The sequence below is a fragment of the Salinimicrobium sp. 3283s genome (genome assembly GCF_039602225.1).
Classification (GTDB): Bacteria; Bacteroidota; Bacteroidia; order Flavobacteriales; family Flavobacteriaceae; genus Salinimicrobium; species Salinimicrobium profundisediminis.
On sequence record NZ_CP143631.1, the window covers coordinates 905,321 to 918,855 of the forward strand.

The window sequence follows — 13,535 nt, forward strand, 5'->3', positions numbered from 1 at the left end:
CCCGGCACAGATTGCAAATCTGTGCCAGCGAAACAGATAGCGCAGATCTGTGTTCCGTGCTGATTGAAGGAACTAAACCTCAAAGGTTTTAGAAACCTGTGAGGTTTGTCACCGCCCCAAATATTATTTGAAAATCAACTTTCCGGTATAAAAACTTTCTATCTCCACCACTGGCGGGCGGTTTACTGAAATAACATCACCGGTACTTCTTATTTCCCCTTTCAACACCTGCTGCGGATTAACAAACAACTTATTTGTTCCCCGGTGCTGAATCTCTATAGTTCCGGCAGTTAGTTCCTGTGCCTCTACCCTGCCATCGCCGTTGGCGATATACAGGTTGAGATAATTGGTTTCGCCGCGAAGGAAAAAATTGGAAAAATCATCTCCCGTTACCCGCACATAATCTGAAACCAGATGCAGGTCAAAATCCCCCACTGTGTACACTCCTTTTGCATCTTCCTGGTTAAGGCTGCGCAGCCAAATGTCTGGAAAATGCAATTCCCCCACACTTCTTATCATCCTGTTCCCGGCATTTTGAAGCCATGTGAGGTTGGGCACCGTCACATAAATGGAAGTAAGATTATAATCCCGCACAAAATTACAGCCGTTGCCATTCCGAAGAATAAGTCGGCCATCGATTACTTCAGCAGAAATTTCGTTCATCAGGTTTTCCCCTGTTTGCACTACAACTTTATGTTCTTCTCCCTGCTCGATAAAAAGCTCAATATCCTCATACACTATAAGCTCTTCAAAAGGCTCAACCTGAAATTCTTTTTCGATCATACTTCCGGCGGTTTGAAAACAATCGGGAGCATCTTCAGTATTGCAAGCCATAAAAAGCATCAGGCTCAAAAATGGCAAAATCGGAAGAGATTTTTTCAGCAGCTGTTTCATAAGCGATAACCTATTGAGAATTCGACCGCTTCGGCATTTGCCCCGTGAGAGCGCACTGTTACAGATCCAAAAATGTCTTTCCAGATCTCCCTTTGCAAACCTATCCTGTTGTACACCCTGTCTACATACTTATCATAAGGATAGTAAACGTAGTACCCAAGATGGGTGATGAGGGAAAGTTTTCGAAAAGTGAGTTGATGCCCCGCAAAGATCCCCACGCGCTTTGCATCTTCATCACCCGTGGTGCCAACCAGTGGAAAAGCGACCGAATAATAGTAAATATACTCCTCCATGGCCCGGGAAAGGAATATTTCTGCTCCTGCCTGCAGGGTACTCTTATGGTTCAAAGCCTTATCTGCATAAGCCGAAAGCGTTAAAAAAGGGTAGGATTCTGAGCCTATTACACCTGTAGTATTCACCCCGCTGCGTAAAACAAAGTTGTACCGAAAGGGCGCCGAAAATGGCATTTTTGGATCCTTAGGAATGTATGTTCTTTCCAGATCATGGTTCAAATCGTAATTGAGACCCATGCTTAGAGCCAGCGTATTGGTTGAACTGTTTGGCGATTTAAAATCGGCATTGGAATAGTGAATGAGAGAGAGGCCGGTTTGGAATCCCAGGCCGCCGATGATATTTTCGAACTGCAGGTTCCCGGTAAAAATAGTGGAGCTAAGAAGCCTGGAGCCATAGGCGTTGTTGCGGTAATTTTTATCGGGATGATAAGGATTTGTAGTTACGGCCAGACCCTGCCCGACTTTTAGTAAAAGGTGGCGATTAAGAAAATAAAATCCAAGGTGCGCATAAGCTCCGAAATTCTCTCCTAAATGCTCATTTTTGAGATCCTGATAGGAGAGGGAAAAACCAACATTAGGGTAGTTATAGCGACTTTCCCAGGCCTCTTCTCCATAGGTCTTGCGGTTAAAATGCAGGAGCACCCCATAAGGATGCCCAGTAATCAAATGAGAAATATTGGGATTGTGTTCCCAAATGCTTCCGTAGAAATAATTTGCCTCTACCGAATAATGTTTCTCCTGGGAAAAAGCATTCGCAGCAAACAGGAAAACGAGAAGCAATAATTTTCGCATGAGCGGCCGGTGCGACTATTATTTATTGACCGGCGAACCGTTCAGAATAACTTCTGTAGTGATCTCGGCTGTTTTTTCGAGCATTTTGGCCACCGAGCAATATTTTTCCAAAGAAAGATCTACTGCTCTTTTTGCTTTATTTTCGGGAATATCTCCGTCAATAATAATCTTTAAATGAATTCTCGTGAACACGTTTGGTATAGCCCCATCGACTCTGAATCCTTCTACATCCATCTCGAGATTGGTCATCTCCAGTTGCTGCTTTTTAAGGATCATTACAATGTCGATACTGCTGCAACCGGCAATGCCCATAAGCAGTAATTCCATAGGACTCGCGCCCTGCGGATTCGGTTCGCTCTTATTGTCGAGATGTACTACATCTCCACGTTCATTTTTAGTTTCAAAATGGTAATTCTCGTTGAGTCTCTTAAGATGGATTTTCATTTATCAGTGGGATTTGCACAAAGTTAGGAAAAAACTTTTCTTTAATTCCACCGCCAACCCTTCCCAAGGGGAAGGGAGTAAAATGAAATACAACAATGGAAGTAAATTAAAATAGATTTATCCAATACTCTGTACCACTTCCCGCTTGGCTTCTTTTTTGGTGCCGTCGAATCCCTGCACCCCGCCAACTGTGGTATACTTTAATACATACTTTTTATTAGGGCTGATGCGCTGGTAGGCACTCTGACACATAATGGCAGCCTCGTGGAATCCGGAAAGGATCAGCTTCAGCTTTCCTTTGTAGGTGTTGACGTCTCCAATGGCATAGATCCCCGGAATGTTGGTCTGGTAATCATAGGAATTATCCACCTTTATGGCATTTTTCTCTATTTCCAGTCCCCAGTTCGCCATAGGGCCCAACTTTGGGGAAAGTCCGAATAACGGGATGAAATTATCTACAGGCTTCAGCTCCTCCCCACGGGCAGTATCGTTATGTCTAATCACCACCTGTTCCAAATCTCCTTCGCCTCTAAGTCCTACGACTTCAGCATTGGTAATTAATTCAACTTTTCCCAGTTTGGCAAGTTCAGAAAGACGTTCTACCGAATCAAGTGCGCCTCTGAATTCATTTCTCCTGTGAACAAGAGCAACTTCAGCAGCGACATCGGCCAGGTAAATTGCCCAGTCTAAAGCGGAATCCCCTCCCCCGGCGATAACCACTCTTTTGTCGCGGTACACTTCAGGATCTTTTATAAAGTAAGCCACCCCTCTATCCTCAAAATCTGTAATATTTGGAATTGGCGGCTTACGGGGCTCAAAAGAACCCAGACCACCGGCAATAGCGACTACCGGAGCATTATGCTGAGTACCTTTATTTGTGGTCACCACAAAAGTGTCATCCTCCAGCTTTTCGATAGTTTCGGCACGTTCGCCTAGGGTGAAGCCCGGACTAAAAGGCCTGATCTGTTCCATGAGGTTATTCACCAGGTCCCCTGCAAATATCTCAGGAAAAGCCGGAATATCGTAAATAGGCTTCTTTGGATAAATTTCTGAGCACTGCCCTCCAGGCTGCGGCAAAGCATCTATTAAATGAGTTTTTAGCTTTAAAAGTCCCGCTTCGAATACGGTGAACAATCCGGTGGGTCCGGCTCCTATGATGAGGATATCTGTCTTAATCATTACTTACTTTTTTTGCTTTTAAGGATTCGGTTATTTTGTTCATCTGGTTTACTTTCTCATCAAAATCTCCCTTGATGGTCGAGCGGTACTCATTTAAATTCTCAACCATCTGATTGATATTTTCGGGGATCACCTCTTCAAAAAACTGCCGCAGGCGCTTTGCTGTGGTGGGGGATTTTCCGTTGGTTGAAATAGCAATTTTCACGTGGCCTTTATTGACGATCCCGCCCATGTAGAAATCACACAAATGAGGAGTATCTGCAATATTGGCCAGCAAAAACCTCTTCTTGGCGTGGGTGTAAATTCTTTTGTTTAGTTTCTCATCGTTTGTTGCAGCTATTACCACGTGCCGCTTTTTAAGCTGTTTCTTTTTGTACCTGCTTTTGGTGATCTTTAAACCATGTTTTTTGGCGAGGGATTCAGTTTCCGGAAGGAACTCTTTTGCCACCACCTCAACATTAGCATTGGGACTGGACTTCAGTAAAAAATGCAGTTTTTCATGCCCCACATTTCCGCCACCAACAATGAGGATATTCAGCTTATTAACCTTTAAAAATACCGGGTACAACTCGTTTCTTTCTTCCATAATCCAGCCCCCTAGCCCACAAAGGGGGAATTTATATATTGCTTCTCTTCAATAACATTTTTAAGAACGGCTTTCAAAGATGTTCTTTCGTTTACTACCTCTCCTATGACAATAATTGCCGGGGAAGAAAGCTTTTTATCAGAAACCACCTTTTCAATATTTTTGATGTTGCCGAAACCTGATCTTTCATTCACGGTAGTACCATTCTGAATGATCCCCACCGGAGTATTTTCTTTTCCGAAGTGAGTAAAAATGTCAACAATCTCATTGAGTTTCCCCATCCCCATAAGAATGACTACGGTTGCGGTAGATTGAGCCGCCAGCCGGACATCTTCTGAAAGTTTACGCTGAGTGGTTGTTCCTGTGATCACCCAAAAGCTTTCTGAAATTCCTCTTTTAGTCAGCGGAATTCCCAAATTGGCAGGTACAGCAATAGACGAGGTAACCCCTGAAACGACTGCTGTATCAAGACCTTTACTTCGGGCGTAATCAATTTCTTCAGATCCGCGTCCAAAGATGAAAGGATCACCACCTTTAAGCCGGACAACATGGCCTCGTTCCCGGGCATATTTGACTATCAGATCATTAATTTCATCCTGAGAATAGTGGTGACTACCGTTTCGCTTCCCCACAAAAATATGTTCAGCCTGGGGTGCATAATCCAGTAATTCTCTGTTGATAAGGGCATCGTATAATACCACATTGGCTGCTTTCAAAGTATTCACAGCTTTAACGGTAATCAATTCGGGGTCTCCCGGACCAGCACCTACTACGCTTAATTTTGGTTCATTATACATTTTGCACCTCCTTTGTTCTATAAGCATCTACCCGCTTAAGGAATAGCTGCGCATCTTCTAAATATTTTTTGGCGAATTCTTCTGTAGGTTCGTGCTCATTCATTTGATACACAAATTCCCTGAAAGAAGTTGAAAGTTCAATTTTCCCGGTTTCCACAAAAAACTCATCAAATTGTGCTATAATTCCCGCCTGGGTGTTAGCTGCAAGGTTCTCTGACAACAACAAAGCTTTCGCTGAATTGACCAAAGAAGAATAGGAATGGTAAATACTGTCTGCCCAGTTTTTTCTTTCAAAAGCACTCCTGGCATTGTCAATTTTTTCCTCACTTTCAAAAAGCAGGGTGGCAATTAGATCGATGACCACTCCCGCGCATTCCCCTACGCCAACTGCCTGAATGTATGGCTGCGTATGCCCCCAGTCCACAAAATCTTCCTCACTTATGGTACTGGTATCAGAAAGGTCTTTGAGCAGGTCATAGAAATAGGTCTTACCCTGCCTGTCATAATAATTCACAAACTTCTCATCGGCAGTTGCATTTGTTTCAAAATCATTCAGCAGCAATCTCAGAGCCTGTGGCCCACGTTTACTGGGCACCTTAATTACTTTATCTGCAAACCTGCCTTCCCCGTTACCAAGCGTGCCGCCTCCGAGCAACACCTGCAAGGCCGGGGCCACTGCTTTCCCCACTTTAATAGACATTCCCTGGAAACCTATCTCGGCCATATTGTGCTGCCCGCAGGAATTCATACATCCGCTTATCTTGATGGTGATATCGCGGCCATTCACGAACTGCGGATATTCTTCTTTCAAAACATCTTCCAATACATCTGCAATGCCTGTGCTGCTGGCAATTCCCAAATTACAAGTATCTGTTCCGGGGCAGGCGGTGATATCAACGGTTTTATTATATCCTGCTTCAGCGAGACCCAATTCTTTTAGAGCAGTGTAAAAGAAAGGCAGCAGTTCCTCCCTTACATGACGAATTAAAATATCCTGTCTTAGCGTGAACCTCAATTCATTACCTGCGTAATCTCTAATAAGATCGGCCAGCTTTCTTGCAGCACCAGTGTAAAAATCTCCGAGCGGCACTCTCACTCCAACAGCATATAATCCCTGCTGTTTTTGAGCGGACACGTTAGTATTCTTCCACTCTTCGTATGCTTTTCGATCCTGAATATTTACTTCAGGGATTTCAACTTTTGGAAGGCCCGGTTCAGTTTTAAAAGCTTCGAGATCAAAGCTCACAGCTTCTTTGGAAAGAGCCGTCTGCTGTTCTTCCACAAGTTCCATAAAGGCTTCTTTTCCTATATCTTTTATAAGATATTTCATTCTGGCTTTCATCCTTTTCGCTCGCTCGCCGTGACGATCAAACACTCTCAATACTCCTTCAATAAGCGGAATGATCTTTTCTGCTTCCAGAAAGTCGAAAAGTTCATCGGCATGTCGCGGCTGCGAACCGAGTCCGCCGCCGAGCATCACCTTGAATCCGCGTTGTCCATCTTTGATTTTAGCTATAAATCCAAGGTCGTGGATATAGCTCAGGGCTGTATCTTCTTCTGAAGCCGAAAAAGAGATCTTGAACTTTCTTCCCATTTCCTGGCAGATGGGATTCCGTAGAAAAAACTGAAATGCAGCATGTGCATAGGGAGAAACATCAAATGGTTCCTTTACATCAATTCCTGCGGTGGGAGAGGCCGTGATGTTACGCACCGTATTCCCACAGGCTTCGCGAAGGGTAATGTCATCTTTTTCCAGCTGCGCCCATAACTCGGGAGTGCGGTCAAGACTTACATGATGTATCTGGATATCCTGCCGGGTGGTAATATGCAATCTTCCGGTTGAATATTCATCAGAAACATCGGCGATACGTTGCAACTGCTGAGAAGTCACCTTCCCAAAAGGCAATTTTATACGCACCATTTGCACCCCTGCCTGGCGTTGCCCGTAAACCCCACGCGCTAACCTGAGACTCCTGAACTTCTCTTCATCTGCCTTTCCTTCCCTGAACAACCTGATCTTTTTTTCAAGATCAATAATGTCCTGTTGTACAATGGGATTTTCTATTTCGGTTCTAAAACTTTGCATCTTCTGTTTTTTAAAAATTATATCAGGCGGTTAAGCGTGAAGTCCACATTCCCTGTTGGTTAGCACTTTGGTAGGATCAAAATACCTGAATTCGTTGGGCAGGTTATTTTCAACAAGATATTTGTCCAGCTTTTCATCACTCCAGTGGTAAAACGGACTCACTTTTAAGATTCCATCTTTGCTGTAACTCAAAATGCCAATGCTGTCACGAAAAGCAGTTTGTCCTTTCCGCAGGTTTGTAAACCAAACATCTGGCTCATGCTCCTGCATGGCACGTTGGAAAGGCTCAAGTTTTACCTGCCGGGTAAACTCGACATGATTGGGATCGTCTACCTGGGGTATCCCTTCAAAAATGGCATCCCGGTAGGCTGCTGTTTGCAAAGGCATATACAGCTTCACATTAAGATCTAACTTATCAATCACTTCTTTGGCATGCCTGTAGGTTTGGGGGGTGTTATATCCTGTATCACACCAAATCACTTTTATGGCAGGCAGAATATTTGTACAGGCGTGCAGGATCGCAGCTTCATATGGTCTGAAATTAGTGGTGACCACGGGCCGGTGACAATTATCAATTACCCATTGTATGACCTCTGCGGGAGGAATTCCCTGCAGGTGCCTGTTAAAAGTATCAAGCTCGTCTTGTGTAAATTTTTTCATATCTATTCCTTTCCAAAGTTGATCTTGTTCCATATTCTTTCATGTCCAAAGTAGAGCAGCATCTTAGTGATCACTTCTACTGTTCCTATTGCCAGTGCAGTCTTAATCTCCCCGGTTAATAACCAGGATACAAGTATGGTATCAAGGGTTCCTATTATCCTCCAGCTTATTGCTTTAGCTATGCTCCGTACCGGCTTTTCTGAAGTCTTGGCTTTCTTTTCACTTCTCCTGGAGAACACCTGATCTAATATCATAATCATTATTTTTAATCCTATTACCCTATCGGAATAGTAGGTTAATAGACAAAGAAAATAAAATATTTTTCTAATTCGGCTGTTGCTGCCAATTATTTACATTTTAATTAACCCGTACCTGTTATTGTTTTGTAATATCTGCAAGGGTATTATTGCCCAGCACCTTCAAGGTACTGTCCCGCACCTGTATCATAAGCTGGTGCACAGAGCAGGTCACCTCGTCTTTGCAATCATCGCATTTCTCATAGTAGTTGAGACTCACGCAGGGCACCATTGCAATAGGTCCTTCAAGGATTCTTATTATCGTGGTCATGGGGATTTCAGCAGGATCCTTAATGAGGTAATATCCTCCTCCCTTCCCTTTTTTAGCCCCCAAAAATCCAGCTTTGCGCAGTTGCACTAAAATACTTTCCAAAAATTTATGGGAAATATTCTCACTTTCGGCAATCTCTGCAGTTTGTACAGGCTTTTTCGAGGGCTGCCTTGCAATGTAAGTCAGCGCCTTTATCCCGTATTTCGTCTTTTTTGAAAGCATAGGGCGAAGATAATTATTTATCTTCTTTCTATGCTGCCAAATCGCGATTTCCGGTTGATGCTGAATTACATTCATTATCTCTATGCTTCAAAATTTAATGCTCTTTGGATATCCTCAAAAATATCCTCTACATGCTCCAGCCCTACCGATATCCTTACCAGCCCCGGAGTAATTCCCGCTTCCAGTCTTTCTTCTTCTGTGAGTCTTCCGTGCGTTGTTGATGCAGGATGGGTGACAATGGTCCGGGTGTCTCCCAGATTGGCCGACCTGGAGCAGAGTTGTAAGTTATCAATGAACTTCCTCCCTGCTTCAAGTCCGCCCTTTATTTCAAAAGAAATGATATTTCCCCCTTGCTTCATTTGCCTCTTCGCCACCTCATGTTTAGGATGAGATCTCAAAAATGGATATTTCACATTTTCTGCATTGGCCTCTTTTTCTAAAAGTTCAGCTATTTTGAGGGCATTATCACAATGCCTGTCCAGTCTTACCGGCAGGGTCTCCAGACTTTTAGACAAAATCCACGCATTAAACGGGGACAAAGCCGGACCTGTATTGCGGGAGAACAGGTAAATTTCCCGAATCAAATCTTCCCGCCCAACAGTCACACCGCCAAGTACCCTGCCCTGCCCGTCGATTAATTTGGTGGCCGAATGTATCACCAAATCAGCTCCAAACTTAATCGGGTTTTGAAGGTAAGGCGTGGCAAAACAGTTGTCTATAATGAGCAGCAGGTTGTGCTTTTTGGCTATTCTTCCCAGGTTTTCAAGATCCAGAATATCCACTCCGGGGTTTGTGGGGGATTCGGCAAATAGGATCTTTGTTTCCGGTTTTATAAGACTTTCAATCTTATCTTCTTCATTGACATTAAAATAGCTGTGCGATATGTTCCACTTCGGAAAATATTTAGTGAACAGGCTGTGAGTAGACCCGAAGATTGACCTTGCCGAAACTATATGGTCGCCACTGTTTAGTAGCGTTGCAAGTGTCGAATATACAGCCGACATGCCCGTGGCAAAAGCAAAACCTGCCTCTGCACCTTCCAAAAGTGCCACTTTTTCAGCAAATTCTGAAGTATTCGGGTTGCTAAACCTACTGTAAATATTGCGTTCTTTTTCTTCAGCAAAAGCAGCCCTCATTTCTTCGGCATCTTCAAAAATATAACTCGAAGTGAGAAAAAGTGGCGAAGAATGCTCCTGATACGGAGTCCGGTCCAGTTGAGTTCGTATTGCTGTTGTTTCAAAATGTGACATAGCCTGTTCTATAATTTTTCTGCTAATTGAAGAATATCCGAAACCACTCCGCGTGCCGTTACTGCTGCCCCGGCACCGGCTCCCTGTATTACCAGTGGCCGTTCCCCGTAAGATTCGGCGTAGATCTCAAAAGAAGAATCGGCGTGTTTAAGCGCCCCAAAGGCAGAAGCTTTCTTCTCTTTTACCAGCTTCACCTCAAGGGTGCCCCGGGTGACATCCAGCTCTCCTACATGCCTTATCACCTCATCCTGTTCGAGGTTCTGCTTCAGGTTGAGAAAAAACGGATTCAACTCTTCCTTCTTTTCCTGAAAATTCTTCAAGCTGGATTCCCCATTGAGATGTGCCGGCACCAGATCCTGAATGGTTATTTCTTCAAACTCCTTTTCCAGCCCCAGCTCTCTTCCAAGGATGAGTAACTTTCTGGCCACATCTTTACCCGAAAGGTCTACCCGCGGATCGGGCTCTGTGAATCCTTTTTCGCCGGCTTCAGCAAGAATTTCAGAAAAAGCTTTGTCTTCCTCACAATAGGTGTTGAAAATGTAACTAAGAGAACCCGAAAATACACCTCTCACCCTTGTCACCCGCTCGTTAGACCTGTGAAAGTTGCGAAGCGTTTCCACAATTGGCAAACCGGCGCCCACATTGGTCTCATAAAAGAAAAACCTGTTGTGCTCCTGCAACTTTTGCCTTAAGCTTCCGTAGAATTTAGACGAGCGGGTATTCGCTACTTTATTGGCTGCCACTATATGAAAACCGGCCTCAATAAGATGAAAATACTTATCTACAAACTCCTCACTCGCCGTTGCATCTACAGCAATAAGGTTTTCATAACCCTGCTTTTTTACATATTCAAGAATGTCCTCAAGTTTGTACGAAACACCTAATGTATTAAGATCGGCTTCCCAGGAGGGCTGCTGGTTCTCCTTTTGAAAATATGCCCTGGTAGAGTTTGCTATAACCGGCAGGTTGAGCTCCACCCCCTCTTTTTGGCGCAGTGATTCGCGGGCTTCAAGCAATTGATCTACCAGTTTACTCCCTACGTTACCGGTTCCAAACAGGACTATATTTATTTTCTTCATTATGAGTGACATTTTGTTTAAAAATAGGTTTTAGAATTTGTGACAGCTGCTCGTATTCAATAAGAAACGCATCGTGCCCGTGAATTGATTTAATCTCGCTATAGTGTACATTCTTTTTCTCTTCGGAAAGCTCCTCGTATGTTTCCCTTATTTCCTCCGGAAGAAAAAACAAGTCGGAATCAATTCCTATCAGGTAAATATTCCCGCTGATGTTTTTTGCTGCCGCTGAAGGTTTATCGTTCCCTCCCGAAATATCGATAGTGGTAAGCAGGTGATTCATGAGCTTGTACGCTGCCAGCTCATATCTTTGTTCCAGCTTCCTGCCGTGATGGCTCAGCCAGTTAGCGACTTCAAACTGCGCATTAAGCTCATTCCTTTTTCTTCGGAATTTTGCCGAAAAAGATGCCGGCGTTCTATAAAAAGTCATGGCATGCATCCGGGCATCGTGAATGGGATCTGCCGAATTGTTGAGAATCTGGTCCTGCACCTTGCACTGCCCCAGCACCCAGTCTGTAGCCTTAAGATCGGTAGCGATAGGAATTAGGTTCTTTATAAGATTTGGCCTTAACACCGCCAGGTGCCAGGCCAAAGCCCCACCTATAGAGCCGCCAATGGCCGCAAACAGCTCGTTGATGTTTAGTTTATCCAGAACCTCAGCAAATATGCGTGCAACATCATCCAAAGTAAATTCGGTGTAATTGTGCAGCAAATGCTCCCTGTTTTCGCTGGCTCCATTGCCGGGAACATTGATGGAGAGGATGGTGAATTTTTGGGTGTCAATGCACTTGCCCGGCCCTATAAGCTCATTCCACCAGCCATTCTCTCCCGTCACATTTACGTTACCGGTTAGCGCATGATTCACCAGCACCACGGGGGCTGTTCCCGGTTCCCTTCCAAAAAAGCGATAAAACACATGGATCTCCTGAAAGCTTCCTGCGGAATTTTTAAAATGGGGAAATGTTATTTCCTGTAACATAGATTCTCGTTTATCTGGAACAGAGGAAAGATTTCCCGGCTGCCCACAGAGTGTTTATGCCGTTTTAGTTTCCTTCTTTTTAGATATTTGTGCCAGCGCCTGTTCTAGATCAGCTTTAAGATCTTCGAGATCTTCAAGCCCTACAGAAAGCCTTACCAGGTCCTTTGTTACCCCTGTAGATTCCTGCTGTTCATCGTTGAGCTGTTGGTGGGTGGTGCTTGAAGGGTGAATAATTAATGATTTTGTATCGCCAATATTAGCCAGCAGGGAGAAAAGCTTTGTTTCATCAACCAGTACCTTCGCAGCTTCATAGCCACCTTTCACCCCAAAAGTAATGAGGCCACTTTGCCCTTTTGGAAGGTATTTTTGCGCCAGTTCGTAATATTCGCTGCTCTCCAGCCCCGGGTAATTCACCCAACTAACTTCTTCTTTTTGCTGAAGCCATTTTGCAAGAGCCAAAGCATTTTCGCTGTGCTTTTTGATTCTGATCTCCAGCGTTTCCAGCCCCTGAATAATTTGAAAAGCATTAAACGGACTCAGTGCAGCACCAAGATCCCGTAAACCTTCAATTCTCACTTTTGCAATAAAGGCCGCTTCTTTTAGAGCCTCGTGATAAACCAGTCCGTGATAACCCGGGGAAGGTTCAGTGAATTCAGGGAATTTTCCGTTGGCCCAGTCGAACTTTCCTGCGTCAATAATTACTCCGCCAAGAGAAGTCCCGTTGCCGCCAATGTATTTTGTAAGGGAATGGATCACCAGGTCGGCTCCGTGTTCAATTGGCTTTACGAGTGCAGAAGTCGCTACCGTATTATCAACAATAAAAGGCACTTTATGCTCTTTTGCTACTTTAGAAATCGCCTCAAGATCAAGCACATCCAGTTTCGGGTTCCCCAGAGATTCCACGAAAACTGCACGGGTATTCTCTTTTACAGCTTTTTGAAAATTATTTGCATCCTGTGGATCTACAAAAGTGGTGGTGATCCCTAATCTTGGCAGGGTTACACTTAACAGGTTGTAAGTTCCGCCGTAGAGACTGCTTGAAGCAACAATATGATCTCCGGCTTTGAGCAGGGTAAGCAGGGTGGTACTAATGGCTGCAGTTCCCGAAGCTGTCACTACTGCAGCAATCCCGCCTTCAAGGGCTGCCAGTCTTTGCTCCAAAACATCATTGGTCGGGTTGTTTAACCGGGTGTAGATAAAACCCGGTTCTGCCAAAGAGAAAAGGTTGGCGGCGTGGTCTGAATCTTTAAAAACATAAGAAGTGGTTTGATAAATAGGCACTGCCCTGGTTCCTCCGTTGGCTGTTACGTCATGTCCTGCATGCAGGGCGTTGGTCGAAAATTTTTGTGGTGTACTCATTTTTTAAATGTTTAAGGTTTAAGGAATAGTGGTAATTGGTTATTTGTTAATCGGTTTGTTGTTTGTTGTCGGTTCTCGGTTCTCTGTTGGTGCTTAAAAAAGCCACGAATTCACGAATGTTTCTAGATCTTTTCACTTTTCCCAAGTTAGAATTTGGTACTTGATACTTGTGGTACTTGGTGCTTGGTGCTTCTTTACTGATCATTGCTAATTGTTAATTGCTAATTGTTTAAAAAGAAAAAATCCCTTTGGCTGGCTTGCCAAAGGGATTTTTAGTACTCATATATAACTAACTTAGATCCTCATTTTTTGGCAATAGCTGGTGGTGCGCACATCATGCACATCATCATA

General features: G+C 44.0%; 14 protein-coding genes. All 14 read right to left on the reverse strand.

Features of this window, described 5'->3' with window-relative positions:
• Positions 1-123: 123 nt before the first annotated feature.
• A complete protein-coding gene (locus VS868_RS03895; protein WP_266069292.1) occupies positions 124-894 on the reverse strand; it encodes a head GIN domain-containing protein in 771 nt (256 codons plus the stop codon).
• Positions 891-1,979: an acyloxyacyl hydrolase gene (locus tag VS868_RS03900; RefSeq protein WP_345599277.1), complete on the reverse strand. Its 1,089-nt coding sequence runs from the start codon at positions 1,977-1,979 to the stop codon at positions 891-893. The genes VS868_RS03895 and VS868_RS03900 overlap by 4 nt, the downstream gene beginning before the upstream one ends.
• Positions 1,980-1,997: 18 nt before the next feature.
• Positions 1,998-2,423, reverse strand: a complete 426-nt coding sequence (locus VS868_RS03905) for an OsmC family protein (RefSeq protein WP_266069294.1) — start codon at positions 2,421-2,423, stop codon at positions 1,998-2,000.
• Between the two features lie 117 nt (positions 2,424-2,540).
• A complete protein-coding gene (locus VS868_RS03910; protein WP_345599278.1) occupies positions 2,541-3,602 on the reverse strand; it encodes an NAD(P)/FAD-dependent oxidoreductase in 1,062 nt (353 codons plus the stop codon).
• Positions 3,595-4,188, reverse strand: coding sequence for a bifunctional precorrin-2 dehydrogenase/sirohydrochlorin ferrochelatase (locus VS868_RS03915; protein WP_266069296.1), 594 nt, complete (start codon positions 4,186-4,188; stop codon positions 3,595-3,597). The genes VS868_RS03910 and VS868_RS03915 overlap by 8 nt, the downstream gene beginning before the upstream one ends.
• Positions 4,189-4,199: 11 nt before the next feature.
• Positions 4,200-4,985, reverse strand: coding sequence for a uroporphyrinogen-III C-methyltransferase (gene cobA, locus VS868_RS03920; RefSeq protein ID WP_266069297.1), 786 nt, complete (start codon positions 4,983-4,985; stop codon positions 4,200-4,202).
• Positions 4,978-7,071 (reverse strand): HEPN domain-containing protein, encoded by a 2,094-nt coding sequence (locus VS868_RS03925; RefSeq protein WP_345599279.1) that lies wholly within the window; start codon positions 7,069-7,071, stop codon positions 4,978-4,980. Before VS868_RS03925 ends, cobA begins: the two co-directional genes overlap by 8 nt.
• A 30-nt stretch (positions 7,072-7,101) precedes the next feature.
• Positions 7,102-7,731, reverse strand: a complete 630-nt coding sequence (locus tag VS868_RS03930; protein WP_345599280.1) for a phosphoadenosine phosphosulfate reductase family protein — start codon at positions 7,729-7,731, stop codon at positions 7,102-7,104.
• Positions 7,732-7,733: 2 nt separating this feature from the next.
• Positions 7,734-7,985, reverse strand: a complete 252-nt coding sequence (locus VS868_RS03935) for a DUF2061 domain-containing protein (protein ID WP_266069300.1) — start codon at positions 7,983-7,985, stop codon at positions 7,734-7,736.
• A gap of 121 nt (positions 7,986-8,106) precedes the next feature.
• The gene (locus VS868_RS03940) at positions 8,107-8,520 is read right to left on the reverse strand and encodes an Rrf2 family transcriptional regulator (protein ID WP_266069310.1); all 414 of its coding nucleotides are present in this window, start codon (positions 8,518-8,520) and stop codon (positions 8,107-8,109) included.
• An 80-nt stretch (positions 8,521-8,600) separates the two neighbouring features.
• A complete protein-coding gene (locus VS868_RS03945) occupies positions 8,601-9,770 on the reverse strand; it encodes an aminotransferase class I/II-fold pyridoxal phosphate-dependent enzyme (protein ID WP_266069301.1) in 1,170 nt (389 codons plus the stop codon).
• Positions 9,771-9,778: 8 nt separating this feature from the next.
• Complete coding sequence (locus tag VS868_RS03950) at positions 9,779-10,849, reverse strand: aspartate kinase (RefSeq protein ID WP_266069302.1); 1,071 nt, start codon at positions 10,847-10,849, stop codon at positions 9,779-9,781.
• The gene (locus tag VS868_RS03955) at positions 10,812-11,825 is read right to left on the reverse strand and encodes an alpha/beta fold hydrolase (RefSeq protein WP_266069303.1); all 1,014 of its coding nucleotides are present in this window, start codon (positions 11,823-11,825) and stop codon (positions 10,812-10,814) included. Before VS868_RS03955 ends, VS868_RS03950 begins: the two co-directional genes overlap by 38 nt.
• Before the next feature lie 54 nt (positions 11,826-11,879).
• Positions 11,880-13,184 (reverse strand): O-acetylhomoserine aminocarboxypropyltransferase/cysteine synthase family protein, encoded by a 1,305-nt coding sequence (locus VS868_RS03960; protein ID WP_266069305.1) that lies wholly within the window; start codon positions 13,182-13,184, stop codon positions 11,880-11,882.
• Between the last annotated feature and the right edge of the window lie 351 nt (positions 13,185-13,535).

Coding starts and splice junctions, on each gene's coding strand:
- VS868_RS03960 (WP_266069305.1), bottom strand. CDS start 13,184: ATGAGTACACCACAAAAATTTTCGACCAACGCCCTGCATGCAGGACAT.
- VS868_RS03905 (WP_266069294.1), bottom strand. CDS start 2,423: ATGAAAATCCATCTTAAGAGACTCAACGAGAATTACCATTTTGAAACT.
- VS868_RS03955 (WP_266069303.1), bottom strand. CDS start 11,825: ATGTTACAGGAAATAACATTTCCCCATTTTAAAAATTCCGCAGGAAGC.
- VS868_RS03930 (WP_345599280.1), bottom strand. CDS start 7,731: ATGAAAAAATTTACACAAGACGAGCTTGATACTTTTAACAGGCACCTG.
- VS868_RS03925 (WP_345599279.1), bottom strand. CDS start 7,071: ATGCAAAGTTTTAGAACCGAAATAGAAAATCCCATTGTACAACAGGAC.
- VS868_RS03900 (WP_345599277.1), bottom strand. CDS start 1,979: ATGCGAAAATTATTGCTTCTCGTTTTCCTGTTTGCTGCGAATGCTTTT.
- VS868_RS03915 (WP_266069296.1), bottom strand. CDS start 4,188: ATGGAAGAAAGAAACGAGTTGTACCCGGTATTTTTAAAGGTTAATAAG.
- VS868_RS03945 (WP_266069301.1), bottom strand. CDS start 9,770: ATGTCACATTTTGAAACAACAGCAATACGAACTCAACTGGACCGGACT.
- VS868_RS03940 (WP_266069310.1), bottom strand. CDS start 8,520: ATGCTTTCAAAAAAGACGAAATACGGGATAAAGGCGCTGACTTACATT.
- VS868_RS03895 (WP_266069292.1), bottom strand. CDS start 894: ATGAAACAGCTGCTGAAAAAATCTCTTCCGATTTTGCCATTTTTGAGC.
- cobA (WP_266069297.1), bottom strand. CDS start 4,985: ATGTATAATGAACCAAAATTAAGCGTAGTAGGTGCTGGTCCGGGAGAC.
- VS868_RS03910 (WP_345599278.1), bottom strand. CDS start 3,602: ATGATTAAGACAGATATCCTCATCATAGGAGCCGGACCCACCGGATTG.
- VS868_RS03950 (WP_266069302.1), bottom strand. CDS start 10,849: ATGAAGAAAATAAATATAGTCCTGTTTGGAACCGGTAACGTAGGGAGT.
- VS868_RS03935 (WP_266069300.1), bottom strand. CDS start 7,985: ATGATATTAGATCAGGTGTTCTCCAGGAGAAGTGAAAAGAAAGCCAAG.